Below are 26,697 nucleotides of genomic sequence, written 5' to 3'. Positions count from 1 at the left end.
CGTCACACCGGCGTCAACAGTCCCCGGGTTATCCACAGATCGTCTTTCTTTTCCCCATGTGGACAAGCCTGTGGATAACCCGGCTGGAAGTAAGCGGAATGCTCACTTCCACTGCGTGGAGACGCCGAATCCGGCGGCGATGAATCCGAAGCCCACGACGATGTTCCAGTTGTCCAGGGAATCGATGGGAAGCGAGCCGTCCGAGACGTAGAAGACCACGATCCAGGCGAGGCCGATGACGAACATGGCCAGCATCACCGGTGCGACCCAGGCGCGGCTGGTCAGCTTGATGGTCGTCGCCTGCTTCGCGGGCGGCGGCGTGTAATCGGCCTTCTTGCGGATCCGTGACTTCGGCACGAGGGACTCTCCTGTCGATGCGCGCTACGGGGGACTCTGGGCACTCCCCGGGCGTCCGTTAGCGTAGTGCTTCCGTGGCGCCGAAGGAGACAAGGGTACGTTGAGCAATTCTGCCGACTCCCCCGGGACGGGATCCAGCCCTGCCCGCCGGCTTCGTCTCCGGCCGGTGCGGGTGCTCACCGCGGCCGTCTTCGCCCTGGCGGGACTCATCTTCTTCACCAGTTTCAATACCGCCAAGGGCACCAATATCCGCACGGACACCTCATTGCTGAAGTTGTCCGACCTCATCCAGGAACGCAGCCACAAGAACGGCGAACTGGACGAGTCCAACGCGAAGCTGCGCGGCGACATCGAATCCCTCGCCGAACGCGACGACGGCAGCACGCGCGCGCAGGACGACAAGCTCTCCGCGCTGGAAGCGGGCGCGGGCACGCGCGGGCTCAAGGGCGACGGGATCTCCGTCACCCTGGACGACGCCCCGCCGGACGCCACCGCCAAGCTGCCCGGCTATCCCGAGCCGCAGCCCGACTACCTGGTGATCCACCAGCAGGACCTCCAGGCCGTGGTGAACGCGCTGTGGCAGGGCGGCGCCAAGGGCATCAAGGTCATGGACCAGCGGCTGATCTCCACCAGCGCCGTGCGCTGCGTCGGCAACACCCTGATCCTCCAGGGCCGCGTCTACTCGCCGCCGTACACCATCCAGGCGGTCGGCGACCCCGAGCGGCTGAAGAACACGCTGGCCGCCTCGCCCGCGATCCAGAACTACATGGTGTACGTCAACGTCTACGGACTCGGCTGGCGGGTCGAGGACGACGGCGCCGTGACGCTGCCGGGCTACTCGGGCACCGTCGACCTGCGCTACGCCCAGCCTGTCAAGTGACGCCGTTCCCCGGGGCCCCGCCCCGTTAGTCTTGTGCCGTACGGCGTGGCGGGTGATGCCGTGGCGCGGAGGGAAGGGACGGCATGTACGGCTGGATCTGGCGGCATCTGCCGGGGAACGCGTGGGTGAAGGCGCTGGTCTCACTCGTGCTGGCGACGGCCGTGGTCTACGTGCTCTTCCAGTACGTCTTCCCGTGGGCCGAACCGCTGCTGCCCTTCAACGATGTGACGGTGGACAACCAGTGAGCGCGCGCATCCTCGTCGTCGACAACTACGACAGCTTCGTCTTCAACCTGGTCCAGTACCTGTACCAGCTGGGCGCCGAGTGCGAGGTGCTGCGCAACGACGAGGTGACCACCGCGCACGCCCAGGAGGGCTTCGACGGCGTCCTCCTCTCGCCCGGCCCCGGGACCCCCGAGCAGGCCGGGGTGTGCGTCGAGATGGTCCGGCACTGCGCGGCGACGGGGGTGCCGGTCTTCGGCGTCTGCCTCGGCATGCAGTCCATGCAGGTCGCCTACGGCGGCGTGGTGGACCGCGCGCCGGAGCTGCTGCACGGCAAGACCTCGCCGGTCGAGCACGCGGGGGAGGGCGTCTTCGCCGGCCTGCCCTCGCCGTTCACGGCGACGCGGTACCACTCCCTGGCGGCCGAGCCGGCCACCGTCCCGCCGGAGCTGACGGTGACCGCCCGCACCCGCGACGGCATCGTGATGGGGCTGCGCCACCGGGAACTGCCCGTCGAGGGCGTCCAGTTCCACCCCGAGTCGGTGCTGACCGAGCACGGGCACCGGATGCTGGCCAACTGGCTCGCCGAGTGCGGCGACCAGGGCGCGGTGGCGAGGTCGGCGGGGCTCGCACCGGTGGTGGGCAGGGCCACGGCGTGACCGCATCGCGCCCCGAGCACGCGTCCGACGGACGACGCGAGCCGGTGGCGACCGACGAGACGATGGCGCTGCGGATACCGCGGCAGCAGCCGGGACGCGCGGCACCGGACGCCGGACCGAGGCCCGGTGAGGGCCGGGCGGCGCGCAGGAAGGCCGCCAAAGGGCGTCAGAGCCGCCATGGCGGCTCGCGACGGGCGGGACGGCCCCCGGGAGCCCCGACGCCTGCGGAGGCGGCCGAGGAGCCGCAGGAGACCGCGCAGCCCCTGTCGCGCGTGGAGGCGCGGCGGCGGGCCAGGGCGAACCGGCCCGGTCCCGCCGTGCTCGCCAGCCGGGCCGTCGGCGAGCTCTTCATCACCACCGGCGTGCTGATGCTGCTGTTCGTGACCTACCAGCTGTGGTGGACGAACGTGCGCGCGCACGCGCAGGCGGACCGGGCGGCCAGCGACCTCCAGCACGACTGGGCCGACGGCAAGCGCAGCCCCGGCACCTTCGAGCCCGGGCAGGGCTTCGCGCTGCTGCACATCCCGGAGCTGGACGTCGTGGTGCCGATCGCGGAGGGCGTCAGCAACAAGAAGGTGCTGGACCGGGGCATGGTGGGGCACTACGGGGAGGGCGCCCTCAAGACGGCGATGCCGGACGCGAAGACCGGCAACTTCGGGCTCGCCGGGCACCGCAACACCCACGGCGAGCCCTTCCGGTACATCAACAAGCTGCGCCCCGGCGACCCGATCGTGGTGGAGACGCAGGACGACTACTACGTCTACAAGATGACGTCGGTCCTGCCGGTGACCTCGCCGGCCGACACCAGCGTGCTCCGGCCGGTGCCCCCGAAGTCCGGGTTCACCGGTCCCGGCCGGTACATCACGCTCACCACCTGCACACCCGAGTTCACCAGCAAGTACCGCTTGATCGTCTGGGGCAAGATGGTCGAGGAACGGCCGCGCGGCAAGGGCAAGCCCGATGCGCTCGTCGGCTAAGGCGTCAGTCAAGGGCGGAAGAACAGTGGCATCGACCACCGGCACGGATCACGAAGAACGGCGCACGGGGGCGCCCGCGCCGCGGGGACGCGGCGGGGGCGGACGGCCGATCGCCCGCGCCGTCAGCGTCTTCGGCGAACTCCTCATCACCGCGGGCCTGGTGCTCGGCCTGTTCGTCGTCTACTCGCTGTGGTGGACGAACGTGGTCGCCGACCGGGCGGCCGACCGCCAGGGCGACCGGGTGCGCGACGACTGGGCCCACGGCCGGGCCGGACCGGGCGGCCCGGGGGCGCTGGACACCAAGGCCGGCATCGGCTTCCTGCACGTCCCCGCGATGGGGGACGGCGACATCCTGGTCGAGAAGGGCACCTCGACCGAGATCCTCAACGACGGCGTCGCCGGCTACTACACCGACCCCGTGAAGGCGGCCCTGCCCACCTCGGGCAAGAAGGGCAACTTCGCGCTGGCGGCCCACCGGGACGGGCACGGCGCCCGCTTCCACGACATCGACAAGCTGGAGAAGGGCGACCCGATCGTCTTCGAGACCCGGGACAAGTGGTACGTGTACAAGGTCTACGGCATCCTCCCGGAGACCTCGAAGTACAACGTCGACGTCCTCGGCGCGGTCCCGGAGGACTCCGGGCGGACCAAGGCCGGCCACTACATCACGCTGACCACCTGCACACCCGTGTACACCAGCCGGTACCGGTACGTGGTGTGGGGCGAGCTGGTGCGCACGGAGAAGGTCGACGCAGAGCGGACCCCGCCGGCCGAGCTGCGCTAGCTCGGCCGGCGGGGTCCGGGGCGGGTGCCCGGGGGGCGTCAGCCGCCGTTGAGGCCGCCGAGGAAGCCGCCGCCGTTGTCCCCGCCGCCGTTGTTGCCGCCGTTGTCGTTGCCGCCATTGCCGCCGGGCTGGGCGATGGTGGTCAGGGTGATCTTCTGGGCGCCCGGGTCGTCCGTCTCGGTGCCGGGCTGCGGGTCCTGCTTGAGCACCAGCGCGTTGTCGTCGCCCGGGGAGTTGGGTGCGAGCTGGATGTTGGTGAAGCCGGCCTGCTGGAGGATCTGCTTGGCCTGGCCCAGCGGGGTGCCGGGGTTGATCTGCGGCACCTGCTTCTTCGGCTTGTCGAGCTTGCCGACGACGATCTGCACCCGGGAGCCCTTGTCGACGCTCTCGCCCTTGCCCGGCGTCGTCGAGATGACCTTGCCGTCCTGGTTCGGGTCGGTGACGGGCTGCTCCGTGCAGGTGGCCTTCAGGTCGCCGCCGCTCTCCACCTGGGACTTGGCGTCCTCACAGCTGCGGCCCGTGACGTCCGGGACGGTCGCCTTGGCCACCGGCTTGGCGACCTCCAGGGTCACCGTGGAGCCCTTCTCCAGTTCGGTGCCCGGGTCGGGGTCCTGGCTGAGGACGGTGCCCTCGTCCTGGGAGGACTCGGTGCGCTTGACCTCGACCTTGAGCCCCTTGGCCTTGAGCTTCTCGGTGGCCGTGTCGACGTCCTTGTCGATGTAGTTGTCGATCGCGACCTTCGGGGCGCCGGTCGAGACGACCAGGTTGACCGTGGTGTCCTTCTCCACCTCGGTGCCCTGCTTCGGGTCCTGGTCGCAGATGTCGCCCTTCTTCTGGTCCTCGCACGGCTTGTCCGTGAAGGCCACCTGGAGGTCGATGTTGTCGGCCTGCTGCTGGGCGTCGGCCTTGGACAGGCCGACGAGGGCCGGCACCGGCACCTTGTCGTCCCCCGGGCCGCCGTCCCCGCCGAAGAGGTTCTTGCCGATCAGGATCGCGCCGACCAGGACCAGCACGCCCGCCACGACCAGCAGGATCGTCGAGGTGTTCGACTTCTTCTGGCGGCGCCGGTCGGGGCGGTCGTCGTAGCCGTAGCCGCCGTCGTCGGGGCGGGTGGGCGGCAGCATCGTGGTGGCGCCGCCGCCGGCGTCCGAGCGCAGGGCGGTGGTCGCGCGGTCGTCCGGGTAGCCGCCGTAGCCGCCGGCGGCCATGGCGCCGAGCGCGGCGGTGGCGCCGACCGGCTGGCCGTCCAGGCACGCCTCCAGGTCGAGGCGCATCTCGTCGGCCGACTGATACCGGTAGTCCGGGTCCTTGACCAGGGCCTTCAGCACGATCGCGTCCATCTCGGGCGTGATCTCGGGATCGAAGACGCTGGGCGCCTGCGGCTCCTCGCGCACATGCTGGTAGGCGACCGCGACCGGGGAGTCCCCGACGAAGGGCGGGCGCACGGTCAGCAGCTCGTAGAGCAGGCAGCCGGTGGAGTACAGGTCGGAACGGGCGTCGACCTGCTCGCCCTTGGCCTGCTCCGGGGAGAGGTACTGGGCGGTGCCGATGACCGCGGCGGTCTGCGTCATCGTCATGCCGGAGTCGCCCATGGCGCGGGCGATGCCGAAGTCCATGACCTTGACCTGGCCGTTGCGGGTCAGCATCACGTTGGCCGGCTTGATGTCGCGGTGCACGATGCCGGCCCGGTGGGAGTACTCCAGCGCCTGGAGGATCCCGATGGTCATCTCCAGCGTGCGCTCGGGCAGCAGCTTGCGCCCGGAGTGCAGCAGCTCGCGCAGGGTGGAGCCGTCGACGTACTCCATGACGATGTACGGGATGGAGACCCCGTCGATGTAGTCCTCGCCCGTGTCGTAGACCGCCACGATCGCGGGATGGTTGAGCGAGGCGGCCGACTGGGCCTCCCGGCGGAACCGGGCCTGGAAGGACGGGTCGCGCGCGAGGTCCGCGCGGAGCGTCTTCACCGCCACGGTGCGGCCGAGCCGGGTGTCGTGCGCGAGGTAGACCTCCGCCATGCCACCACGGCCGAGCACCTGGCCCAGCTCGTACCGGCCGCCGAGGCGACGCGGCTCTTCCATAGCTACCTACCAGCCCTCTCCGTCGGTCCCGACCGGCGCGTTCACACGGTCGGAGGCTGCCGTCCGGCCTACGGTACCCGGCTCGTTCGCCGCGCCCCGGCCGAGCCCGATACCCGATACCGGACCGGTATCGCAACGTGCGCCGATGCGCGGGGGACGTGACCGGACTCACGCCCCGGTCCGCCCGGGGTCACTTCTTGCCGTCGATCACGGCCTTCATCACGTTCCGCGCGATGGGGGCCGCGAGGCCGCCGCCGGAGATGTCGTCGCGGACGGCGTTGTCGTCCTCGATGACCACGGCCACGGCGACCGGCGCGCTGCCGTCCGCGCCCTTGGCGTAGGAGATGAACCAGGCGTACGGGTTCTCGCTGTTGTCGACACCGTGCTGGGCGGTACCGGTCTTGCCACCGACGGTGACGCCGTCGATCTGCGCGTTGGTTCCGGTGCCGTCCTTGACGACCGTCTCCATCATCGACTGGAGGATCTGCGCGTTCTTCGGGGAGAGCGGCTCGCTCATCTTCTCCGGGTCCGTCTTCTCGATGGTGTCGAGGTTCGGGGCCTGGAGCTCGTCGACCATGTACGGCTTCATCAGGGTGCCGTTGTTGGCGACCGCCGAGGCCACCATCGCCATCTGGAGCGGGGTGGCGGCGGTGTTGAACTGGCCGATGGAGGACAGCGCGGTCTGCGACTTGTTCATGTCGTCGGAGAAGACCGAGGCGCTGGAGCGGACCGGCACGAACTGCTCCTCGGTGAAGCCGAACTTCTTCGCCGTCTCCAGCATCTGGTCGTTGCCCAGGTCGGCGCCGATCTTGCCGAAGACGGTGTTGCAGGACACCCGCAGCGCCTCCCGGAGGGTGGCGTCCTTGCAGGGGATGTTGCCCTCGTTCTTCAGCTCCGTCGTGGTGCCCGGCATGACGTAGGGCAGCGGGGAGTCGGTCTTGGAGTCGGCGTCCGAGTACTTCCCGTGCTCCAGGGCCGCCGCCGCGGTGACCACCTTGAAGGTGGAGCCGGGCGGGTAGACCTCGCGCAGCGCGCGGTTGAGCGAGGGGTCGTCCGGGTTGTTCTTCTTGTCGAGCTTCTTCCACGCCTCCTCGTCGGAACCGGAGTTGCCGGCGATGGTGGAGGGGTCGTACGAGGGGTACGACGCCATGGAGAGGATCTTGCCGGTGGACGGCTCGAGGGCGACGACCGCGCCCTTGGCGCCCTGGTTCTTCAGGCCGTCGTACGCGGCCTTCTGCGCGGCGGCGTTGAGCGTGGTGACGACGTTGCCGCCCTCGCGCTTCTTGCCGGTGAGCATGTCGAGGGTGTTGCGGAAGAACAGCCGGTCGTCGTTGCCGGTGAGGATGCCGTCGTCGATGGCCTCCAGCTGGGTGGCGCCGTACGCCTGCGAGACGTAGCCCGTCACCGGCGCCCACATGGCGCCGTCCTTGTAGGTGCGCTTGTACTTGAAGTCGCCCTCGGAGGTGGTGGTGTGCCCGGTGATGGGGTGGCCGCCGTCGACGATGATGTCGCCGCGGGGGACGGAGTAGCGCTCGATGGAGACGCGGCGGTTGGCGTCGTCGGTCTTCAGCTCGTCGGCCTTGACGTACTGGAGCCAGTTGTCGCGCAGCAGCAGTGCGAGGACCAGGAGTCCGCAGAAGATCGCGATACGGCGCAGGGGCTTGTTCACGGTCGGACCACCTGGGTCATCTCGGCGTCGGGATTGCCCGCCGGAGCGGGCGCGGGGCGGCGCGCGGTGTCGCTGATGCGCAGCAGGATGCCGATCAGGGCCCAGTTGGCGATGACGGAGGAACCGCCGTACGCCAGGAACGGCATCGTCATACCGGTCAGCGGGATGAGGCCCATCACACCGCCGGCGACGACGAACACCTGGAGGGCGAAGGCGCCCGAGAGGCCGACGGCGAGCAGCTTGCCGAACGGGTCGCGGGCGGCGAGGGAGGTGCGCACGCCGCGCTCCACGATGAGTGCGTACAGCAGCAGGATCGCCATGATGCCGGCCAGGCCCAGCTCCTCGCCGAAGGTGGCGAGGATGAAGTCGGAGTTGGCGGCGAAGCCGATGAGGTCGGAGTTGCCCTGGCCGAGCCCGGTGCCGAGGGTGCCGCCCGAGCCGAAGGCCCACAGGGCCTGCATGGCCTGCTCGGAGTGGAGGACTCCGTTGTTCACGCCGGCCCGGCTGAGCTGGTACTCGTGGAACGGGTCCAGCCACGCCTGCACACGGGTCTGGATGTGCGGCTCGAAGCTCGCCACGCCGACGGCGCCGACCGCGGACATCAGCAGACCGAAGACGATCCAGCTGGTCCGCTCGGTGGCGACGTACAGCATGATCACGAACATGCCGAAGAACAGCAGCGAGGTACCGAGGTCGGTCTCGAAGATGAGGATCAGGATGGACACCACCCAGACCACGAGGATGGGGCCGAGGTCGCGCCCGCGCGGCAGGTAGAGCCCCATGACGCGGCGGCTGGCCAGGGCCAGCGCGTCCCGCTTGACCACCAGGTAGCCGGCGAAGAAGACGGCGAGCGCGATCTTGGCGAACTCACCGGGCTGGAGGGTGCCCAGGCCGGGGATCTTGATCCAGATCTTGGCACCGTAGACGTCCGCGCCGAGACCGGGGACCAGCGGGAGGACCAGCAGCAGGAGCGCGCCGGCCATCGAGATGTAGGTGTAGCGCTGCAGGACGCGGTGGTCCTTGAGGAAGATCAGCACGGCGACGAACAGGGCCACGCCCAGGGCCGAGTAGAGCAGCTGCCGGGGCGCCGCCTCCACGAAGGTCCTGCTGGCCTGGAGCTTCTCCGACTGGTCGAGACGCCAGATCACGACCAGGCCGATGCCGTTGAGCAGCGTCGCCAGCGGCAGCAGCAGCGGGTCCGCGTACGGGGCGAAGCGGCGGACGACGAGGTGGCCGACGCCGGCCAGGAGGCCGAGGCCGAGGCCGTAGCTCAGCAGCCCCGCGGGGACCTCGTCGTTGATCGCCAGGCCCACGTTGGCGTACGCGAAGACCGGGATGACCACGGCGAAGACCAGCAGCGCCAGCTCGGTGTTGCGGCGGCTGGGCGCGCCGATGGCGCCGATCGTGGACGTGTGGTGCGTCGGCGAGTTGGAAGAACTGCTCATCGTGTGACGGGGCCTCTCACGGCGTGCCTGCTGCTCACGGCTTGCCTACTGCTCACACCGCGAGACGACCTTCTGCTCCTCCTCCGAGAGGCTGGGGCCGGTGCTGGGCGCGGGTGTCGGGGACGGGGTCGCGGACGTGCCGGGGTCCTTGGGGCCCTTGGTGGGCGGGTCCGACGGGTTCGGCGTCGCCTTGGCCGGGGTCCCGGTCGTCAGGGACGCGGGGTTCTGCCCGGCCGTGGTGCGGTGCTCGGCCTGCTTCTGGCAGGCGGAGGCCTGGACGGACAGCTCCTCGATCTTCGCCCGGGCGCCGTTCAGGTCGCCCTCGGTGATCGTGGACTCGACCGATTTGCGCTGGTAGGGCGGGAGGTACTTGAGTTCGATCTCCGGGTGGTCGTTCTGCACCTTGGAGAGCGAGACCCAGGCGAGGTCCTGGCTGATGCCCCGGTACAGCGCGACGTGGTCGTCCTTGGCGCCGACGTAGTACTGGGTCTGGGTCCAGCGCCAGCCGCCGTACAGGCCCGCGCCGATCACGGCGAGGGCGAGGACGGAGTAGAGGCCGATCTTGAGCCCGCGGCGCTTGCGGCGCGGCTTGACGAAGTCGTCGGGCCCGTAGTCCCCGAAGCCGTCGGTGGGGATGAAGCCGGTGACGTCGCCGCTGCCGGGCGGGCCGAACTCGCCGCCCCCGCCGTGCCGGCCGCCGCCCTGGCGGCCGAGCCCCGCGGCGCGGCCCGCCGGGGTCTGCATGATGCCGTTGTCGCTGAGCTGGTGCTGGTTCTCCGCGACGGCGCCGACCACGACCGGGGTGTCGGAGAGCTGCCCGGCCAGGGTGTCCCCGCCGTCCAGGTCGAGGACGTCGGCGACGATGACGGTGATGTTGTCCGGGCCGCCGCCGCGCAGCGCGAGCTGGATCAGCTCCTGCACGGTCTCCTGCGGGCCCTGGTAGCTGGCGAGGGTGTCCTCCATCGTCTGGTGGGAGACGACGCCGGAGAGCCCGTCGGAGCAGATCAGGTAGCGGTCGCCGGCCCGGACCTCGCGGATGGACAGGTCGGGCTCGACGTGGTCGCCGGAGCCCAGCGCGCGCATCAGCAGGGAGCGCTGCGGGTGGGTGCCGGCCTCCTCCTCGGTGATCCGGCCCTCGTCGACCAGGCGCTGCACCCAGGTGTGGTCCTGGGTGATCTGGGTGAGCACGCCGTCGCGCAGCAGGTAGGCGCGGGAGTCGCCGACATGGACCAGGCCGAGGCGCTGGCCGGTCCAGAGCAGCGCGGTCAGGGTGGTGCCCATGCCCTCCAGGGCCGGGTCCTCCTCGACCATCTGCCGCAGCTGGTCGTTGGCCCGCTGGACGGCGGTGCCGAGGGAGGTGAGCACGTCGGAGCCGGGCACGTCGTCGTCGAGGGCGACGATGGTGGAGATCACCTCGGAGGAGGCGACCTCGCCGGCCGCCTGGCCGCCCATGCCGTCGGCGATGGCGAGCAGGCGGGGCCCGGCGTAACCGGAGTCCTCGTTGCCCTCCCGGATCATGCCCTTGTGCGATCCGGCGGCGAAGCGCAGTGACAGACTCATGCGCACCTCGCCCGTCGGCTCCGGGTACAGCCGGTCGTGTCGAGCCACACTGCCCACCCTCCGGTCGGGAGCGGGCCGGCGGGGCCCGGGGTGCCGGCCGCCGCCGCGTGCTCGCTCCGCTCGCGCTCATTCATGACGTGGCACTACTTCCGCAGCTCGATGACGGTCTTGCCGATGCGGATCGGCGCGCCCGGCGACACCGGCGTGGGGGTCGTCAGCCGGGACCGGTCCAGGTACGTGCCGTTGGTGGAGCCGAGGTCCTCGACGATCCACTGGCCGTCGCGGTCCGGGTAGATCCTGGCATGGCGGCTGGAGGCGTAGTCGTCGTCCAGCACGATGGTGGAGTCGTGGGCGCGGCCGAGGGTGATGGTCTGGCCCTGCAGGGCGACCGTGGTGCCGGTGAGCGTGCCCTCCGTCACGACCAGCTTGGTGGGGGCGTTGCGGCGGCCCCGGCCGCCGCCCTGCTGCTGGCGCTGCTGCGGGGGCGCCTGGCCCTGGCGGGCGGCGCCCTGCTGTGCGCGGCCGGCCTCCCGCCGTGCCCCGCGCTGGGTGACCCGCGTGCCGAACAGGTCACTGCGGATGACCTGCACGGCCACGATCACGAACAGCCACAGTACGGCCAGGAAACCCAGCCGCATGACCGTGAGGGTCAGCTCTGACATTGCCCCCGGATCACCCTTCGGCTTGCCTATAGATAACGGTGGTACTGCCCACGACGATCCGCGAGCCGTCGCGGAGCGTAGCGCGGGTGGTGTGCTGCCCGTCCACCACGATGCCGTTGGTGGAGCCGAGATCCTGGATCGTCGAGGGCGTTCCGGTCCGGATCTCGCAGTGCCGGCGGGAGACGCCGGGGTCGTCGATCCGCACGTCGGCCTCGGTGCTGCGACCCAGCACGAGCGTCGCGCGGGAGATCTGATGGCGGTTGCCGTTGATCTCGATCCAGTGGCGGGTGCGGCCGCCGGCCGCGGGCGCGGCCTCGGGTCGCCGGCCGCCCGCGGGCTGCGGGTAGCCGTAACCGCCGGGGGTGCCCGGCCGGCCGCCGGGCGGCGGTGCGGCGGGCATGGGCGGGGCGCCGGCGGGGCTCTGCGGCGGGTAGCCGTAGCCGCCGCCCGGGGCGCCGGGGCGTCCGGCGGGCGGAGCCGCCTGCCCGGGGTGGCCCGTGGGGGCCTGGGGGGCGGCGCCCTGCTGGTTGCTGGAGGAGGCGAGCGTGCGGCTGCGGACCCGGTAGAGACCGGTGTCCAGGTCGTCCGCCTTCTCCAGGTGGACCTTGATCGGTCCCATGAAGGTGTAGCGCTGCTGCTTGGCGTAGTCGCGGACCATGCCGGCCAGCTCGTCGCCGAGCTGTCCCGAGTAGGGGCTGAGCCGCTCGAAGTCCGGAGTGCTCAGCTCCACGATGAAGTCATTGGGGACGACCGTGCGGTCGCGGTTCCAGATGGTCGCGTTGTTGTCGCACTCGCGCTGGAGCGCTCCCGCGATCTCCACGGGCTGCACCTCGGACTTGAACACCTTCGCGAAGGTGCCGTTGACCAGACCTTCGAGACGCTGCTCGAACTTCTTCAGGACTCCCATGGGGCACCTCCTCCGTCGTTGCCGTCCTGTCCACCTGGTACTGCTTACTGATCGTATCCACGCGCCGGTCGATCGGGTGGTTCCCCCCGTCGGCCCCGTCGACAGGTGTCGACGCCTCTCGGAGTTCCCGCTGGAGCTCCCCTTCGAACGCCGCGGGCCGTGCGGGATGTGCGCTCCCGTACGTACTCATGCCCAGGATCGTAGAGGCGGCCGCAGACCAGTGTCCCGCACCTGGCTGTGCTGCCCCGCCCCTTGTGGACAGACGGCCCGGACCGGTACGAGGTTGATACGTGGACGGACCGCGTCCGGGGGCCTCCCCGGGCTCCCGAAAGCGATGTGAATCCACCCTGACCGGCGTGCTAGTGTTCTGGATGTCGGAAGGCGCCGCACCACAAGGAAAACGGAGCCCGAGGACACACCCAATGCGCGGGTGGCGGAATAGGCAGACGCGCTGGATTCAGGTTCCAGTGCCCGAAAGGGCGTGGGGGTTCAACTCCCCCCTCGCGCACAAGACGAAAGCCCCCCAGGCTCGGCCTGGGGGGCTTTCGCGTGTCCATGGCGGGGTAGTCGCGACTCCCTGTGAGGAAGGTCTCAGGCGGTCCGGTCGACGGCCGGGCGTGTACGGGCGGGGTGCCCGGCGGTACGGTCGGGGCGCCTCGGTGCCGGTGTGTGGGCACGGCGAGGCATGGATGCGGGGAGGGCGGCCGGGATGGCTGAGGCGGTGGCGGAGCGGCGTACGGAGGCGTCGGGGACGGCCGGGGCGGCGAGGACGGCGGGGACCGGCGGGCAGGGGAGCGCGGGGCCCCGGGTGCCGCGGGTGCCCGGGTTCGCGCGGTGGCCCGTCGAGGGGTCGTCGCCCAAGGCGGCCGGCAAGGCGCTGCGGCACGAGGTCCCGCGCTCCGCGCACGCCGCCTTCGAGGCGGACGCCGGCCGTCCGGACGCGGTGCGCGCGACCGAGGAGTCCAACCAGGGCCGGATACCCGAGCTGACCCCGCTGCGTGCCGGGCGGATGGCGGCCACGCCCTTCGCCTTCCTGCGCGGCTCGGCCGGCCTCATGGCGTACGACCTGGCGCGCACGCCGACGACCGGGGTCGCCGCCCAGCTGTGCGGCGACGCGCACGCGGCCAACTTCGGCCTCTACGGCGACGCGCGCGGCGGCCTGGTCATCGACCTCAACGACTTCGACGAGACGGTGCGCGGCCCCTGGGAGTGGGACCTCAAGCGGCTGGCCACCTCCCTGGTGCTGGCCGGCCGGGTCGGCGGCGCCGGCGAGGACGCCTGCCGGGAGGCGGCGCACGACGCGGCCGGTGCCTATCGGCGCACGATGCGGCTGCTGGCCAAGCTGCCCGCCCTGGACGCCTGGAACGCCATCGCGGACGAGGAACTCGTCTCCCACACCGACGCCCACGACCTGCTCGGCACCCTGGAGCGGGTCTCCGAGAAGGCGCGGGCCAACACCAGCGGGCGGTTCGCGGCCAAGTCGACCGAGGCCACCGGGGACGGCGGGCGGCGCTTCACCGAGGCCCTGCCGGTGCTGCGCCGGGTGCCGGACGCGGAGGCGGCGGCGGTCGCGGCGGCCCTGGAGTCGTACCTCACCACCCTCACCGAGGACCGGCTGCCGCTGCTCGCCCACTACGCGGTGCACGACGTGGCCTTCCGGGTCGTCGGCACCGGCAGCGTCGGCACCCGCTCCTACGTGGTGCTGCTCCTCGACCACCGCGGTGAGCCGCTGGTGCTCCAGGTGAAGGAGGCCCGGCCCTCCGCGCTCAACCCGCACCTGGAGACGGCCGGGTTCGCGGTGGGCGAGGTCGTGCACGAGGGGCGCCGGGTGGTGATGGGGCAGAAGCGGATGCAGGTGGTCAGCGACTTCCTGCTGGGCTGGACCTCGGTCGCGGGGCGGCCCTTCCAGGTCCGGCAGTTCCGCAACCGCAAGGGCAGCGTCGACCCCGCCGCCCTGGCCGGCGGCCAGCTCGACGACTACGGCCGGATGACCGGCGCCCTGCTGGCCCGCGCCCACGCGCACAGCGCCGACCCGCGGCTGATCGCCGGGTACTGCGGCAAGAACCAGGAGCTGGACGAGGCCGTGGCCGCGTTCGCCGTCGCCTACGCCGACCGCACGGAGGCGGACCACGCGGAGCTGGTGGCGGCGGTGCGGGCGGGGCGGGTGGCGGTGGAGGTCGAGGACTGAGCGGGCAGGGAGAGGCGGAGGGTCCGGTTCTGGTGGGGGCAGGCCCTAGGCTGGACGGGTGACGACCCCGGAAGCCGAGCAGAGCGGTGCCGGTGCGCCGCGTCCCGAGGAGCGCCTGGAACGGGCCGTGCGGGCCGCGGAGCAGGCACTCATCGAGTACGAGATCGCCCTGGAGACCTTCCGCGTGGAGGTCGAGAACTTCTCCCGGCTGCACGAGCAGCGGCTCGGCCCGGTCTACGCGCGCCTCGAGGAGCTGGAGGCGCGGATCCTGGAGGCCAGGGCCGCCCGCACCGGCGACGCGGATGACCTGCGCCGGGCCGACGAGGCGCGGGCCCGGCTGATGCCGATCCCCGGCGTGGAGGAGCTGCTGCACGGCTGGATGGACGGCTCGGGCCTCTTCCCGGAGGCGTCCTCGATGCTCACCGGGCGGGAGGTGCGGCCCCCGCAGCGGGTGCGGCCCGGCGAGGAGGCCCGCCGCCTCTATCGCGAGCTGGTCCGTAAGGCGCACCCCGACCTCGCGCAGGAGGAGGGTGAGCGGGCGCGGCGCGAGGAGTTCCTCACCCGGGTCAACGCCGCCTACGCGCGCGGGGACGCGGACGAGCTGCGCGGGCTGGCCGAGGAGTGGGCCGCGGGTCCGGTGCCCGAGCGGCGGCCGGGTCGCGCCGAGGAGCTGTACGCGCGCCTGGAGTGGCTGGACCGCCGCAAGGAGATGCTCACCCTGCTCGCCAAGGAGCTGGAGGACAGCGCGATCGGCGCGATGCTCCGGCTGGCCCCGGACGACCCCGACCGGCTCCTGGAGGAGATCGCCGAGCAGCTGGCGGAGCAGGTGAGCGCCCGGGAGGCGGAGCTGGCGGAGGCGCTCGGCGAGGGCGGATCCTGAAGATGCCTCCTGAGGAGGGCGGGGCAGCGGCTCCGGTAGCGTCTGGGCCATGAGTTTCGGAGCCGGTGTGCCCACCGTGGAGGTCGCGGACCTCGAGGGCGGCGACTTCCTGCTGGACGTCCGTGAGGACGACGAGTGGCGTGCGGGCCACGCCGAGGGGGCGCTGCACATCCCCATCAGCGAGTTCGTCGCCCGCTACGGCGAGCTGACCGAGGCCGCGCCCGCCGACGGCCGGATCAACGTGATCTGCCGCTCCGGCGGCCGGTCGGCCCAGGTCGCCATGTACCTGGTCCAGCAGGGCCTCGACGCCGTCAACGTGGACGGCGGCATGCAGGTGTGGGCCGCCGCGGGCCGGCCCGTCGTGGACGGCAAGGGCGAGCCGGGCTTCGTTCTGTAGCCATGGCGTGCGTCGCGGATCCCGAGCCCGCCGGCGGGCGGCGTCCCGGGCTCGCCGGGCTCCCCGCCCGCTCCCAGGCCGCCGCGCTGCTGGCGCTGCTGCTCGTCGCGGCCGGTGTCGGCGTCCATCTGGTGCTGACCTTCCTGCACGTGGCCCCGGCGAACACGCTCTCCCGGCAGCACGCCGGCCTGGTGGACGACTGGGTCTACCCGGAGTTCGAGCAGAACTGGAAGCTCTTCGCGCCCAACCCCCTCCAGCAGGACGTCTCCGTGCAGGTGCGCGCCGAGGTGGGCACGGCGGACGGCGGGATCCGCACCACCGGCTGGTACGACCTGTCCGCCGAGGACGGCCGGGCCGTGGCGGGCAACCCGCTGCCGAGCCACACCCAGCAGAACGAGCTGCGCCGGGCCTGGGACTTCTACACCGCGACCCATGACTCCGCCGGCCGCCGGGTGGGCCTGCGGGGCGGCCTGGCCGAGTCCTATCTGCGCCGGATCGCCGTCCTGCGCCTGGCGCGCCATGACGCGGCCGGTCCCGGCGGCACCCTGGAACGCGTCCAGTACCGCTCCCGGACCACCGTGGTGCCGCCGCCCCCGTGGAGCGCCGAGCGGGCCGCCCCGCGTCCCGCGGTGCGGGAGCTGCCGTGGTGGCCGGCGGACGGGGCGGACGGATGACCGGCCTCGCCGGGCCGCTGGCGCGGGGCGGCCTCGCCGGGTCCGTCCCGCGCGCCGTGGACCGGGTCACCTCGGCCGCGCTCGGCCCGTACCAGACGGCCGTCGTCCGCATCGGGCTCAGCGCCACCTGGCTCTTCTTCCTGCTGCGCGAGCTGCCGCACCGGCACGAGCTGTACGGGCCGGACGGGCCCTGGAGCCTCGGCCTGGCGAGGCAGCTGCTCGCGCAGAACGGCGCCTTCAGCGTGCTGGCGTGGTGGCCGGGCCGCGCCTGGTTCGAGCTGGTCTACGCGCTCGCCCTGCTGAGCGGCGCGCTGCTGCTGCTCGGCTGGCGGACCCGGACCATGTCGGTGCTGTTCATGGTGGGCGTGGTCTCGCTGCAGAACCGCAGCGTCTTCATGGGCGACGGCGGCGACAACGTGCTGCACCTGATGAGCGTCTACCTGGTGCTGACCCGGTGCGGGCAGGTGTGGTCGCTGGACGCCCGGCGGGCGCGGTCGGGGCGCGGTCGTCCCGACCGGGTGGGGCCCGCGCTGTGGGCGGTGCTCGGGTGCGGGCTGGTCGCGGCGACGTCGGTGGGGCGGCTCGACGGGGACCTGCTGGTGCCGGTGCTGCTGTGGGCGGTCTGGCTCGCGCAGGGGGTGTGGTGGGTCGCCGGGCGGGCCAAGGGGCCCGACGGCCGGGCCGGGGGCGGCGAGCTGCGGGCGCTGCTCGACGTGGTGACCCACCTCGTGCACAACGGGGCCCTCGCGGTGATCATGGCCGAGGCGTGCCTGATCTACGCGACCGCCGGCTGGTACAAGGTGCAGGGCTCGCGCTGGCAGGACGGCACGGCGGTCTACTACCCCTTGCAGCTCCGGTACTTCTCGCCCTGGCCGGACCTGTCCGACCTGCTCTCCGCGAGCGGCACGATGGTCATGCTCATCACCTACGGCACGGTGATCGCGCAGGTCGCTTTCCCGTTCACGCTGTTCAACCGGCGGGTCAAGAACGTCCTGCTGGCGGTGATGATGACCGAGCACGCGGTGATCGCCGTGGTGCTGGGGCTGCCGTTCTTCTCGCTGGCGATGATCGCCGCGGACGCGGTGTTCCTGCCGACGCCGTTCCTGCGGTGGCTGGGCGGGCGCGTAACCCGGGTGGTCGGGCGGTTGCCCGGGCGGCGGGCCGGGCCGGAGGCGTCCGGTACCGCGGTGGAGGCGTCCGTGCCGGCAGCCCGGGAGGACGGTGCCGGCCGGGGCGGGCACACGGCCCCGGAGGAGGCCGACCGGGCGCCGGACCAGCGCACGTAGGCTGCACCGCATGACCGACCCCGCCGCCGCCCTCGCCGCATGGCGCCGTCACGCCGGCGACGCCTGCGTGCTGCTCGACGGCTTCCACGCCCTCAAGCACGCGCTGCGCTTCGGCGCCGAGGTGCCGGTCGCGGTCACCGCCGACCGGCGGGCGGCGCTCGCCCTCGCCGACGAACTGGCGCCGGACGTACGGGACGCCCTGGACGCCGCGCTGGCCGAGGTGGGGCCCGCGGCCTACGCCGGCCTGGTGCCGCGCCCGCACCCCACCGCCGTCGCCGCCCTGGCCGTACGCCCCGCGCGGGCGGCGGCGCTGCGGACGCTGGCGGAGCTGCCGCGCCGGGCGCCGGTCGTCGTCCTCGACCAGCCGCGCAACCTCGGCAACGCGGGCGCGGTGATCCGGCTGGCCGCCGGCTTCGGGGCGACCGGCGTGGTCACCACGGGGCCGCTCGACCCCTGGCACCCCACCGTGGTGCGCGGCGGGGCGGGCCTGCACTTCGCGACCGCCGTGGAGCGGCTGGACGTGGCGCAGCTGCCGCCGGGCCCTGTCTACGCGCTGGACCCGGAGGGCGCGGACATCCGCGGCGCCGAGCTGCCCGACGACGCGCTGCTCGCCTTCGGGTCCGAGCGCAGCGGCCTGTCGGCGGAACTGCGCGCGCGGGCCGACCATCTCCTCGCGCTGCCGATGCGACCGCAGGTCTCCAGCTACAACCTCGCCACCAGCGTGGCCATGGCGCTGTACCACTGGAGCGCCACGGCCCCGCGCCCCTCCTGACCTACGCCGGGCGCCGCACCTCCACCACCCGGAAGCGGCCCGCGACGAAGGCGCCGTCGCACAGGGCCGCGTTGGCCGCCGGGTTGCCGCCCGAGCCGTGGAAGTCGGAGAAGGCGGCGGTCTGATTGACGTACACCCCGCCGGTCAGGTTCAGCGAGAGCTGGGCGGACTCCTCCAGGCACGCCTCCCGCACCGCGTCCGCCACCTCGGTGTCGGTGGTGTAGGCGCCCACCGTCATCGCGCCCTTGTCGCGGACGGTGCGGCGCAGCAGCTCCACCGCGTGCGTCGCGGAGTCGACGGCGACCGCGAAGGAGACGGGGCCGAAGCACTCGCTCGCGTAGGCCGCCTCGTCCTCCGGCTTGGCGCCGTCGAGCTTGACGATGACCGGGGTGCGCACCACGGCGTCCGGGAACTCCGGGTGCGTCACCTCGCGGGAGGCCAGCGCCACCTCGCCGAGCCCGGCGGCGGCCTCCAGGCGGGCCTTGACGTCCGGGTTGACAATGGCGCCGAGCAGCGCGTTGGCCCTGGTGTCGTCGCCGAGCAGGCCGTCCACCGCGCGGGCCAGGTCGGCGGTCACCTCGTCGTAGGTCTTGGCGCCCTGGTCGGTGCGGATGCCGTCGCGGGGGATCAGCAGGTTCTGCGGGGTGGTGCACATCTGGCCGCTGTAGAGGGAGAGGGAGAAGGCCAGGTTGGCGAGCATGCCGCGGTAGTCGTCGGTGGAGTCGACGACGACCGTGTTGACGCCGGCCTTCTCCGTGTACACCTGCGCCTGGCGGGCGTTGGCCTCCAGCCAGTCGCCGAAGGCGGTGGAGCCGGTGTAGTCGATGATCCGGACGTCGGGGTGGGTGGCCAGGGTCTTGGCGATGCCCTCGCCGGGGCGCTCGGCGGCCAGCGCCACCAGGTTCGCGTCGAAGCCGGCCTCGGCGAGCACGTCGCGGGCCACCTGGACGGTGAGGGCGAGCGGGAGCACCGCGCGCGGGTGCGGCTTGACCAGCACCGCGTTGCCGGTGGCGAGGGAGGCGAAGAGGCCCGGATAGCCGTTCCACGTCGGGAAGGTGTTGCAGCCGATGACCAGGCCGATGCCGCGGGGGACCGGCGTGAACTCCTTGGTCAGCGCCAGCGGGTCGCGCTTGCCCTGCGGCTTGGTCCACTCCGCGGAGCCGGGGGTGCGGACCTGCTCCGCGTACGCGTACGCCACCGCCTCCAGGCCGCGGTCCTGCGCGTGCGGCCCGCCCGCCTGGAAGGCCATCATGAAGGCCTGGCCCGAGGTGTGCATGACCGCGTGGGCGAACTCCAGGGAGCGGGCGGAGATCCGCTTGATGACCTCCAGGCAGACCGCGGCGCGCAGCTCCGGGCCCGCGTCCCGCCAGGCCCGCTGCCCGGCGCGCATGGCGGGCAGCAGCACCGCGAGGTCCGCGTGCGGATAGGTGACGCCCAGCTCGACGCCGTACGGCGAGACCTCGCCGCCCACCCAGTCGTCCGTGCTGGGCTGGCCGAGGTCGAGGCGGGTGCCGCGCAGGGCGTCGAAGGCGGCCTGGCCGGCCGCCGCGTCGAGGCTGCCGTGCTCCGCGCCGTACGCCTTGGGGTGCTCGGGGTGCGGGGACCAGTAGGCGCGGGTGCGGATGGTCTCCAGCGCCTGGTCCAGGGTCGGCCGGTGCCGGTCGATCAGCTCGTGCGCGGTCAGTGCGGCGGCCATGCGGGACCAACTCCTCGTCTCACGCACTCTCCGTCGAGCGCGTGACCTGGGGGAAGCCTGGGCGGAAGCAGGTGGACACGGCTAGAGTAACCGAACGATCGGTCGGGACAAGGGGGACCGCCGCATCTGTGGAAAACCCCGTGCGGGAGGATCGCGCGCATGACAGCACTGGACCTCAGCAGCCCCGTGGCCGTCGTCGGCACCGGCACCATGGGCCAGGGCATCGCCCAGGTGGCGCTGGCCGCCGGCCACCCCGTGCGGCTCTACGACGCCGTGCCCGGGCGGGCCAGGGAGGCGGCCGACGCCATCGGCGCCCGGCTCGACCGGCTCGTCGCCAAGGACCGGCTGACCGGCGCCGAACGGGACGCCGCCCGCGCCCGGCTGACGCCGGCCGGGAGCCTGGCCGAGCTGGCCGGCTGCGCGCTGGTCGCCGAGGCCGTGGTGGAGCGGCTCGACGTGAAGCAGGAGCTGTTCCGGGCGCTGGAGGAGGTCGTCGGCGCGGACTGCCTGCTCGCCACCAACACCTCCTCCCTCTCCGTGACCGCCGTCGGCGGCGCCCTCGCCCACCCGGAGCGCCTGGTCGGCCTGCACTTCTTCAACCCGGCGCCGCTGATGCCGCTGGTCGAGGTGGTCTCCGGCGCCGCCACCGACGTCACGTCGGCCACGCGCGCGTACGAGACGGCCCGCGCCTGGGGCAAGACCCCGGTGGCCTGCGCGGACACCCCGGGCTTCCTGGTCAACCGCATCGCCCGGCCCTTCTACGCCGAGGCGTTCGCCGTGTACGAGGACCAGGGCGCGGACCCGGCCACCATCGACGCGGTGCTGCGCGAGTGCGGCGGCTTCAGGATGGGCGCCTTCGAGCTGACCGACCTGATCGGCCAGGACGTCAACGAGTCCGTCACGCACTCGGTGTGGCGGTCCTTCTTCCAGGACGTGCGCTTCACGCCGTCCCTCGCCCAGCGCCGCCTGGTCGAGTCGGGCCGGCTCGGCCGCAAGAGCGGGCGCGGCTGGTACGCGTACGGCGAGGGCGCCGAGCGCCCCGAGCCGCACACCGCGGAACCGGCCGACCGGCCCGCGTACGTCTCGGCCGGTGACGACCTGGGCCCGGCCGGCGACCTGCTCGACCTGGTCCGCGAGGCCGGCATCGAGGTGCGGGAGGAGGACGAGCCCGACGGTTACCAGCTGGTCCTGCCGGGCGGCGGCCGGCTCGTGCTCGCCGACGGGCAGACCTCGGCGATGTTCCGGGACGTCGTGTACTTCGACCTCGCCCTCGACTACCGCGCCGCCACCCGGGTGGCCCTCGCCGTCTCCCCGCGCACCTCCGCGCGGACGGTCGCCGAGGCCACCGGCCTGTTCCAGGCGCTCGGCAAGAAGGTCAGCGTGATCGGCGACGTGCCCGGCATGATCGTCGCCCGCACGGTGGCGCGGCTCATCGACCTGGCGCACGAGGCGGTCGCCAAGGGCGTGGCCACCGAGGAGGACGTCGACACCGCCATGCGGCTCGGGGTCAACTACCCGCTGGGGCCGCTGGAGTGGAGCCGCCGGCTGGGCGGGGACTGGGCCTTCACGGTCCTGGAGAACCTGCACGAGTGCGCGCCCACCGGCCGCTACGCCCCCTCCCTCGCCCTGCACCGGCACGCCTACACCTCCTACGAGCAGGAGGGCAGCTCCTCATGACCACGGCCAGGCGCGACACCTACACCCCGGAGACCCTGCTGTCGGTCGCCGTGCGGGTCTTCAACGAGCGCGGCTACGACGGCACCTCCATGGAGCACCTCTCCAAGGCGGCCGGGATCTCCAAGTCGTCCATCTACCACCACGTGGCCGGCAAGGAGGAGCTGCTGCGCCGGGCCGTCAGCCGGGCCCTCGACGGCCTGTTCGGCATCCTCGACGAGGAGCACGCGCGCGTGGGGACCGCCGCCGAGCGGCTCCAGTACGTGGTGCGGCGCATGGTCGAGGTGCTGATCGCGGAGCTGCCCTACGTGACGCTGCTGCTGCGGGTGCGGGGCAACACCGCCACCGAGCGGTGGGCGCTGGAGCGGCGGCGCGAGTTCGACCACCGGGTGGCGGAGCTGCTGAAGGCGGCGGCGGCCGAGGGCGAGCTGCGCGCCGACGTGGACGTGCGGCTGGCGACGCGGCTGGTCTTCGGGATGATCAACTCCGTGGTGGAGTGGTACCGCCCGGACGGCCGGGGCGCCGGTGAGCGCGAGGTGGCGGACGCGGTGGCGCGGCTGGTCTTCGAGGGGCTGCGCACCTCCCGCTGAGGCGCCCGGAGGCCGGACTCAGCCCTGCGGCTCCAGGTCCTCCGTCTCGAAGACCAGCAGGGTGCGGGTGCTCAGCACCTCCGGCATGGCCTGGAGGCGGGTGAGGACCAGCTCGCGCAGCGCCCGGTTGTCGGGGGTGTGCACCAGCAGCAGCACGTCGAAGTCGCCGCCCACCAGGGAGATGTGCGAGGCGCCGGGCAGCTGCCTGAGCCGGTCCCGCACCGAGCGCCAGGAGTTCTGGACGATCTTCAGCGTGATGTACGCCGAGGTGCCGTGCCCGGCCCGCTCGTGGTCGACTCGGGCGCCGAAGCCCCGGATGACGCCGTCCTCGACCAGCCGGTTGATGCGCGCGTAGGCGTTGGCGCGCGAGACGTGCACCCGTTCGGCGACGGAGCGTATCGAGGCGCGGCCGTCCGCCTGGAGCATGCGCAGGATGTCCTGGTCGATGGCGTCGAGCGGGCGCGGGGGCGGCGGTCCGCCGGTCTCGTCCGGCCGGTCGGCCATTTGTTCAGATGCCATGTCCCCCCGCCTCCCTACCATGGACGTACTGCGTCCATCTCAGGTTGTGCAGAACCGTTTGTCCACAGCCTCGGGGGCCCCGTAGCCAAAATGTGCCGACGACCGAACAATCGGTAGGTGAGGCCCGTCACAGCCGTGGCGGGCCGGAAGCCGCTCCCACGAGGAGGTGCCGTCATGACGGTCATGGAGCAGCGGGGCGCGTACCGGCCCACGCCGCCGCCCGCCTGGCAGCCCCGCACGGACCCCGCGCCGCTGCTGCCCGACGCGGAGCCGTACCGCGTCCTCGGCACCGAGGCGGCGGCCCAGGCCGACCCGGGCCTGCTGCGCACGCTGCACGCCCGGCTGGTGCGCGGCCGGCGGTACAACGCGCAGGCCACCGCGCTGACCAAGCAGGGCCGGCTCGCCGTCTATCCCTCCAGCACCGGCCAGGAGGCCTGCGAGGTGGCCGCCGCGCTGGCCCTTCAGGAGCGGGACTGGCTCTTCCCCAGCTACCGCGACACCCTCGCCGTGGTGGCCCGCGGCGTCGACCCCGTGCAGGCGCTCACCCTGCTGCGCGGCGACTGGCACACCGGCTACGACCCGCGCGAGCACCGGGTCGCCCCCCTCTCCACGCCGCTCGCCACCCAGCTGCCGCACGCCGTCGGCCTCGCGCACGCCGCCCGGCTCAAGGGCGACGACGTGGTCGCGCTCGCCATGGTCGGCGACGGCGGCACCAGCGAGGGCGACTTCCACGAGGCGCTGAACTTCGCGGCCGTCTGGCAGGCGCCGGTCGTCTTCCTCGTGCAGAACAACGGCTTCGCGATCTCCGTGCCGCTCGCCAAGCAGACCGCCGCCCCGTCGCTCGCCCACAAGGCCGTCGGCTACGGGATGCCCGGCCGGCTGGTCGACGGCAACGACGCGTTGGCCGTGCACGAGGTGCTCACCGACGCGGTGCGCCGCGCGCGCGAGGGCGGCGGGCCCACGCTGGTGGAGGCGGTGACGTACCGCGTCGACGCGCACACCAACGCCGACGACGCCACCCGCTACCGCGGCGCCGACGAGGTGGCGGCCTGGCGGCGGCACGACCCCGTCGACCTCGTCGAGCAGGAGCTGACCCGACGCGGCCTCCTCGACGAGGACGCCCTGCGCGCCGTCCGCGACGAAGCCGAGGCGATGGCCGCCGACCTGCGCGCCCGCATGAACGAGGACGCGCCGCTCGACCCGATGGACCTGTTCGCCCACGTCTACGCCGAGCCCACCCCGCAGCTGCGCGAACAGCGCGACCAGCTGCGCGCGGAGCTGGCCGCCGAGGCCGGCGAAGACACCGGCGCCGACACCGAGGGGACCCGCCGATGACCACGGTCGCCGCGCGGCCGGCCACCATGGCGCAGGCCCTCACGCGCGCCCTGCGCGACGCCATGGCCGAGGACCCGGCCGTGCACGTCATGGGCGAGGACGTCGGCGCGCTCGGCGGGGTCTTCCGGATCACCGACGGGCTCGCGAAGGAGTTCGGCGAGGACCGCTGCACGGACACCCCGCTCGCCGAGGCCGGCATCCTGGGCGCGGCCGTCGGCATGGCGATGTACGGGCTGCGCCCGGTGGTGGAGATGCAGTTCGACGCCTTCGCCTACCCGGCCTTCGAGCAGGTCGTCAGCCATGTCGCCAAGATGCGCAACCGCACCCGCGGGGCGATGGCGCTGCCGCTGACCATCCGCATCCCCTACGGCGGCGGCATCGGCGGCGTCGAGCACCACAGCGACTCGTCCGAGGCGTACTACATGGCGACACCGGGGCTGCACGTCGTCACGCCCGCCACCGTCGCCGACGCCTACGGGCTGCTGCGCGCCGCCATCGCCTCCGACGACCCGGTGGTCTTCCTGGAGCCCAAGCGGCTCTACTGGTCGAAGGACACCTGGGACGCCGAGCGCCCCGCGCCGGTCGAGCCGATCGGCCGCGCGGTGGTGCGGCGCGCCGGGCGCAGCGCCACGCTGATCACCTACGGGCCCTCGCTGGCCGTCTGCCTGGAGGCCGCCGAGGCGGCCTCGGCCGAGGGCTGGGACCTGGAGGTGGTCGACCTGCGCTCGCTGGTGCCCTTCGACGACGAGACGGTGTGCGCCTCGGTGCGGCGGACCGGGCGCGCGGTGGTCGTCCATGAGTCGGGCTCCTTCGGCGGCCCCGGCGGCGAGATCGCGGCCCGCGTCACCGAGCGCTGCTTCCACCACCTGGAGGCGCCGGTGCTGCGGGTGGCCGGATTCGACGTGCCGTATCCGCCGCCGATGCTGGAGCGGCACCACCTGCCCGGGGTGGACCGGATCCTGGACGCCGTGGGGCGCCTGCAGTGGGAGGCCGAGAGCTGATGGCACAGGTGCTGGAGTTCAAGCTCCCGGACCTCGGCGAGGGCCTGACCGAGGCGGAGATCGTGCGCTGGCTGGTCGAGGTCGGCGACGTGGTCGCGATCGACCAGCCGGTGGTCGAGGTCGAGACGGCCAAGGCGATGGTGGAGGTGCCCTGCCCCTACGGCGGCGTGGTCACCGCCCGCTTCGGCGCGGAGGGCACGGAGCTGCCGGTCGGGGCGCCGCTGATCACGGTGGCGGTCGGGGAGCCGTCCGCCGGTGACCGGGCCGGCGAGGAGCCGGGTGCCGCCGAGGGCTCGGGGAACGTCCTGGTGGGGTACGGCACCTCGGCGGCGCCGGCGCGGCGGCGCCGGGTGCGGCCGGGCCGGCCGGTGCCGGTGCCGGTTTCCTCACGGCAGGTGGACGGTGACGGGGGCCTCGCCGAGGTCCGGTCCGCCGAGGCGCTCGCGGTGGGGGGCGCGGTGGACGGGCCGGTTCCCGTCATCTCACCCCTGGTGCGCCGGCTGGCCCGGCAGCACGATCTGGATCTGCGCGGGCTGACCGGCTCGGGGCCTGACGGGCTGATCCTGCGTTCGGACGTGGAGGAGGCGCTGCGGACCGCTGCGGCGCCGGACGCCCGCGCCGTGACCACCACGGCGCCGGACGCCCGCCTGGTCGCCGACCCGGCCGCGCGGCCCACCGTGGAGCCCCGGTCCGCCACCGCCCACGCGATCACCGCCGGCGGCATCCGCACGCCCCTCAAGGGCGTCCGCGGTGCCGTCGCCGACAAGCTGGCGCGGAGCCGGCGGGAGATCCCGGACGCCACCTGCTGGGTGGACGCCGACGCCACCGAACTGATGCGGGCGCGGGCCGCGATGAACGCGGCGGGCGGGCCGAAGATCTCCCTGCTCGCCCTGCTGGCCCGGATCTGCACGGCCGCGCTGGCCCGGTTCCCCGAGCTGAACTCCACGGTGGACACCGAGGCCCGGGAGGTCGTCCAGCTCGACGCCGTCCACCTCGGGTTCGCCGCGCAGACCGACCGGGGCCTGGTGGTGCCGGTGGTGCGGGACGCGCAGGCGCGGGACGCCGAGGCGCTCACCGCCGAGTTCGGCCGGCTGACCGAGGCGGGCCGGGCCGGGCGGCTGACGCCGGGGGACCTGACCGGCGGCACCTTCACGCTGAACAACTACGGCGTGTTCGGCGTCGACGGCTCCACGCCGATCATCAACCACCCCGAGGCGGCGATGCTCGGCGTCGGCCGGATCGTGCCCAAGCCGTGGGTGCACGAGGGGGAGCTGGCGGTGCGGCAGGTCGTCCAGCTGTCGCTCACCTTCGACCACCGGGTGTGCGACGGCGGCACGGCGGGCGGTTTCCTGCGGTACGTCGCGGACTGCGTCGAGGCTCCGGCGGTGCTGCTGCGCACCCTGTGACGGCCGCCGGCGGGTCCGCTCCCCCGGTACGTCCCGTGCGATCACCGTTCCCTGTGATCGCCGGGGCCCGCATACTCGGG

25 protein-coding genes and 1 tRNA gene are annotated in these 26,697 nt (G+C 72.9%); 17 read left to right on the top strand and 9 right to left on the bottom strand.

Translation table 11 applies throughout. The features are described 5' to 3' along the window. Positions 1-102: 102 nt before the first annotated feature. Positions 103-357 carry a cell division protein CrgA gene (gene crgA, locus ACGFZL_RS04790; RefSeq protein ID WP_355168169.1) on the bottom strand — a complete coding sequence of 85 codons (255 nt, stop codon included), beginning with the start codon at positions 355-357 and terminating at the stop codon, positions 103-105. Between the two features lie 100 nt (positions 358-457). On the opposite strand from crgA, the gene ACGFZL_RS04785 reads away from it, so the two are divergent. The 5 genes from ACGFZL_RS04785 (at position 458) to ACGFZL_RS04765 (ending at position 3,878) form a co-directional block, all read left to right on the top strand. Continuing rightward, on the top strand, positions 458-1,237 hold the full coding sequence (locus ACGFZL_RS04785) for a DUF881 domain-containing protein (RefSeq protein WP_355168167.1): 780 nt from the start codon (positions 458-460) through the stop codon (positions 1,235-1,237). A gap of 83 nt (positions 1,238-1,320) precedes the next feature. Then, positions 1,321-1,482, top strand: coding sequence for a hypothetical protein (locus ACGFZL_RS04780; RefSeq protein ID WP_355168165.1), 162 nt, complete (start codon positions 1,321-1,323; stop codon positions 1,480-1,482). Further along, positions 1,479-2,117 carry an aminodeoxychorismate/anthranilate synthase component II gene (locus ACGFZL_RS04775; RefSeq protein ID WP_355168163.1) on the top strand — a complete coding sequence of 213 codons (639 nt, stop codon included), beginning with the start codon at positions 1,479-1,481 and terminating at the stop codon, positions 2,115-2,117. Before ACGFZL_RS04780 ends, ACGFZL_RS04775 begins: the two co-directional genes overlap by 4 nt. Further along, the gene (locus ACGFZL_RS04770) at positions 2,036-3,094 is read left to right on the top strand and encodes a class E sortase (RefSeq protein ID WP_393689600.1); all 1,059 of its coding nucleotides are present in this window, start codon (positions 2,036-2,038) and stop codon (positions 3,092-3,094) included. The genes ACGFZL_RS04775 and ACGFZL_RS04770 overlap by 82 nt, the downstream gene beginning before the upstream one ends. A 25-nt stretch (positions 3,095-3,119) precedes the next feature. Next, positions 3,120-3,878 carry a class E sortase gene (locus ACGFZL_RS04765; RefSeq protein WP_393689245.1) on the top strand — a complete coding sequence of 253 codons (759 nt, stop codon included), beginning with the start codon at positions 3,120-3,122 and terminating at the stop codon, positions 3,876-3,878. Between the two features lie 38 nt (positions 3,879-3,916). Here ACGFZL_RS04765 and pknB read toward each other — a convergent pair whose 3' ends face one another. From pknB to ACGFZL_RS04735, 6 genes are all read right to left on the bottom strand, one after another. Beyond that, complete coding sequence (pknB, locus tag ACGFZL_RS04760) at positions 3,917-5,956, bottom strand: Stk1 family PASTA domain-containing Ser/Thr kinase (RefSeq protein ID WP_355168157.1); 2,040 nt, start codon at positions 5,954-5,956, stop codon at positions 3,917-3,919. 190 nt (positions 5,957-6,146) lie between these two features. Further along, a complete protein-coding gene (locus tag ACGFZL_RS04755; RefSeq protein ID WP_355168155.1) occupies positions 6,147-7,625 on the bottom strand; it encodes a penicillin-binding protein 2 in 1,479 nt (492 codons plus the stop codon). Next, a complete protein-coding gene (locus ACGFZL_RS04750) occupies positions 7,622-9,070 on the bottom strand; it encodes an FtsW/RodA/SpoVE family cell cycle protein (RefSeq protein WP_355168153.1) in 1,449 nt (482 codons plus the stop codon). The genes ACGFZL_RS04755 and ACGFZL_RS04750 overlap by 4 nt, the downstream gene beginning before the upstream one ends. 45 nt (positions 9,071-9,115) lie before the next feature. Then, positions 9,116-10,630 (bottom strand): Stp1/IreP family PP2C-type Ser/Thr phosphatase, encoded by a 1,515-nt coding sequence (locus ACGFZL_RS04745; RefSeq protein ID WP_355168151.1) that lies wholly within the window; start codon positions 10,628-10,630, stop codon positions 9,116-9,118. A gap of 143 nt (positions 10,631-10,773) precedes the next feature. After that, on the bottom strand, positions 10,774-11,292 hold the full coding sequence (locus tag ACGFZL_RS04740) for an FHA domain-containing protein (RefSeq protein WP_355168149.1): 519 nt from the start codon (positions 11,290-11,292) through the stop codon (positions 10,774-10,776). 10 nt (positions 11,293-11,302) lie between these two features. Next, positions 11,303-12,199: a DUF3662 and FHA domain-containing protein gene (locus tag ACGFZL_RS04735; RefSeq protein ID WP_355168147.1), complete on the bottom strand. Its 897-nt coding sequence runs from the start codon at positions 12,197-12,199 to the stop codon at positions 11,303-11,305. 424 nt (positions 12,200-12,623) lie between these two features. Here ACGFZL_RS04735 and ACGFZL_RS04730 point away from each other — a divergent pair. The 7 genes from ACGFZL_RS04730 to ACGFZL_RS04700 all read left to right on the top strand — a co-directional run bounded on the left by ACGFZL_RS04730 (position 12,624) and on the right by ACGFZL_RS04700 (position 18,396). Next, positions 12,624-12,707 (top strand) — tRNA-Leu (locus tag ACGFZL_RS04730). 201 nt (positions 12,708-12,908) lie between these two features. Further along, a complete protein-coding gene (locus ACGFZL_RS04725) occupies positions 12,909-14,387 on the top strand; it encodes a DUF2252 domain-containing protein (RefSeq protein WP_393689240.1) in 1,479 nt (492 codons plus the stop codon). Positions 14,388-14,445: 58 nt separating this feature from the next. Then, the gene (locus tag ACGFZL_RS04720; protein WP_355168143.1) at positions 14,446-15,267 is read left to right on the top strand and encodes a hypothetical protein; all 822 of its coding nucleotides are present in this window, start codon (positions 14,446-14,448) and stop codon (positions 15,265-15,267) included. 67 nt (positions 15,268-15,334) lie between these two features. After that, positions 15,335-15,664, top strand: coding sequence for a rhodanese-like domain-containing protein (locus ACGFZL_RS04715; protein ID WP_355168681.1), 330 nt, complete (start codon positions 15,335-15,337; stop codon positions 15,662-15,664). Next, positions 15,604-16,338, top strand: a complete 735-nt coding sequence (locus tag ACGFZL_RS04710) for a DUF5819 family protein (protein WP_407078445.1) — start codon at positions 15,604-15,606, stop codon at positions 16,336-16,338. Before ACGFZL_RS04715 ends, ACGFZL_RS04710 begins: the two co-directional genes overlap by 61 nt. Then, the gene (locus ACGFZL_RS04705; RefSeq protein WP_393689236.1) at positions 16,335-17,624 is read left to right on the top strand and encodes an HTTM domain-containing protein; all 1,290 of its coding nucleotides are present in this window, start codon (positions 16,335-16,337) and stop codon (positions 17,622-17,624) included. Before ACGFZL_RS04710 ends, ACGFZL_RS04705 begins: the two co-directional genes overlap by 4 nt. Before the next feature lie 10 nt (positions 17,625-17,634). Continuing rightward, the gene (locus ACGFZL_RS04700; RefSeq protein ID WP_393689234.1) at positions 17,635-18,396 is read left to right on the top strand and encodes a TrmH family RNA methyltransferase; all 762 of its coding nucleotides are present in this window, start codon (positions 17,635-17,637) and stop codon (positions 18,394-18,396) included. 1 nt (position 18,397) lies between these two features. Here ACGFZL_RS04700 and paaN read toward each other — a convergent pair whose 3' ends face one another. Beyond that, a complete protein-coding gene (gene paaN, locus ACGFZL_RS04695; RefSeq protein WP_393689232.1) occupies positions 18,398-20,092 on the bottom strand; it encodes a phenylacetic acid degradation protein PaaN in 1,695 nt (564 codons plus the stop codon). Positions 20,093-20,251: 159 nt separating this feature from the next. On the opposite strand from paaN, the gene ACGFZL_RS04690 reads away from it, so the two are divergent. After that, positions 20,252-21,769, top strand: coding sequence for a 3-hydroxyacyl-CoA dehydrogenase (locus ACGFZL_RS04690; protein WP_355168133.1), 1,518 nt, complete (start codon positions 20,252-20,254; stop codon positions 21,767-21,769). Continuing rightward, complete coding sequence (locus tag ACGFZL_RS04685; RefSeq protein ID WP_355168132.1) at positions 21,766-22,356, top strand: TetR/AcrR family transcriptional regulator; 591 nt, start codon at positions 21,766-21,768, stop codon at positions 22,354-22,356. Before ACGFZL_RS04690 ends, ACGFZL_RS04685 begins: the two co-directional genes overlap by 4 nt. Before the next feature lie 18 nt (positions 22,357-22,374). Here the strand turns inward: ACGFZL_RS04685 and ACGFZL_RS04680 are convergent, their stop codons facing one another. Further along, entirely contained in the window at positions 22,375-22,875 is a 501-nt protein-coding gene (locus ACGFZL_RS04680) for an Lrp/AsnC family transcriptional regulator (protein ID WP_393689229.1), read from the bottom strand. A 174-nt stretch (positions 22,876-23,049) separates the two neighbouring features. Here ACGFZL_RS04680 and pdhA point away from each other — a divergent pair, with 174 nt between their 5' ends. Genes pdhA through ACGFZL_RS04665 form a run of 3 tightly spaced genes read left to right on the top strand, consistent with a single transcriptional unit; the run spans position 23,050 to position 26,617 of the window. Next, positions 23,050-24,210, top strand: a complete 1,161-nt coding sequence (gene pdhA / locus ACGFZL_RS04675; protein WP_393689227.1) for a pyruvate dehydrogenase (acetyl-transferring) E1 component subunit alpha — start codon at positions 23,050-23,052, stop codon at positions 24,208-24,210. Further along, a complete protein-coding gene (locus ACGFZL_RS04670; protein WP_393689225.1) occupies positions 24,207-25,211 on the top strand; it encodes an alpha-ketoacid dehydrogenase subunit beta in 1,005 nt (334 codons plus the stop codon). The genes pdhA and ACGFZL_RS04670 overlap by 4 nt, the downstream gene beginning before the upstream one ends. Then, positions 25,211-26,617, top strand: a complete 1,407-nt coding sequence (locus ACGFZL_RS04665; protein ID WP_393689223.1) for a dihydrolipoamide acetyltransferase family protein — start codon at positions 25,211-25,213, stop codon at positions 26,615-26,617. The genes ACGFZL_RS04670 and ACGFZL_RS04665 overlap by 1 nt, the downstream gene beginning before the upstream one ends. Positions 26,618-26,697: the final 80 nt, after the last annotated feature.

This window comes from Streptomyces sp. NPDC048182 (assembly GCF_043202555.1).
In the GTDB taxonomy this organism is placed as follows: Bacteria; Actinomycetota; Actinomycetes; order Streptomycetales; family Streptomycetaceae; genus Streptomyces.
The sequence above is the reverse complement of the archived record's forward strand: the minus strand, read 5'-3'. Positions and strand labels throughout refer to the sequence as shown.

What these genes read in the sequence shown, in the direction of transcription:
- ACGFZL_RS04705 (WP_393689236.1), top strand. Translation starts at nt 16,335, where the DNA reads ATGACCGGCCTCGCCGGGCCGCTGGCGCGGGGCGGCCTCGCCGGGTCC.
- pdhA (WP_393689227.1), top strand. Translation starts at nt 23,050, where the DNA reads ATGACGGTCATGGAGCAGCGGGGCGCGTACCGGCCCACGCCGCCGCCC.
- ACGFZL_RS04740 (WP_355168149.1), bottom strand. Translation starts at nt 11,292, where the DNA reads ATGTCAGAGCTGACCCTCACGGTCATGCGGCTGGGTTTCCTGGCCGTA.
- ACGFZL_RS04665 (WP_393689223.1), top strand. Translation starts at nt 25,211, where the DNA reads ATGGCACAGGTGCTGGAGTTCAAGCTCCCGGACCTCGGCGAGGGCCTG.
- ACGFZL_RS04680 (WP_393689229.1), bottom strand. Translation starts at nt 22,875, where the DNA reads ATGGCATCTGAACAAATGGCCGACCGGCCGGACGAGACCGGCGGACCG.
- ACGFZL_RS04735 (WP_355168147.1), bottom strand. Translation starts at nt 12,199, where the DNA reads ATGGGAGTCCTGAAGAAGTTCGAGCAGCGTCTCGAAGGTCTGGTCAAC.
- pknB (WP_355168157.1), bottom strand. Translation starts at nt 5,956, where the DNA reads ATGGAAGAGCCGCGTCGCCTCGGCGGCCGGTACGAGCTGGGCCAGGTG.
- ACGFZL_RS04725 (WP_393689240.1), top strand. Translation starts at nt 12,909, where the DNA reads ATGGCTGAGGCGGTGGCGGAGCGGCGTACGGAGGCGTCGGGGACGGCC.
- ACGFZL_RS04685 (WP_355168132.1), top strand. Translation starts at nt 21,766, where the DNA reads ATGACCACGGCCAGGCGCGACACCTACACCCCGGAGACCCTGCTGTCG.
- ACGFZL_RS04670 (WP_393689225.1), top strand. Translation starts at nt 24,207, where the DNA reads ATGACCACGGTCGCCGCGCGGCCGGCCACCATGGCGCAGGCCCTCACG.
- ACGFZL_RS04690 (WP_355168133.1), top strand. Translation starts at nt 20,252, where the DNA reads ATGACAGCACTGGACCTCAGCAGCCCCGTGGCCGTCGTCGGCACCGGC.
- ACGFZL_RS04700 (WP_393689234.1), top strand. Translation starts at nt 17,635, where the DNA reads ATGACCGACCCCGCCGCCGCCCTCGCCGCATGGCGCCGTCACGCCGGC.
- ACGFZL_RS04780 (WP_355168165.1), top strand. Translation starts at nt 1,321, where the DNA reads ATGTACGGCTGGATCTGGCGGCATCTGCCGGGGAACGCGTGGGTGAAG.
- ACGFZL_RS04745 (WP_355168151.1), bottom strand. Translation starts at nt 10,630, where the DNA reads ATGAGTCTGTCACTGCGCTTCGCCGCCGGATCGCACAAGGGCATGATC.
- ACGFZL_RS04750 (WP_355168153.1), bottom strand. Translation starts at nt 9,070, where the DNA reads ATGAGCAGTTCTTCCAACTCGCCGACGCACCACACGTCCACGATCGGC.
- paaN (WP_393689232.1), bottom strand. Translation starts at nt 20,092, where the DNA reads ATGGCCGCCGCACTGACCGCGCACGAGCTGATCGACCGGCACCGGCCG.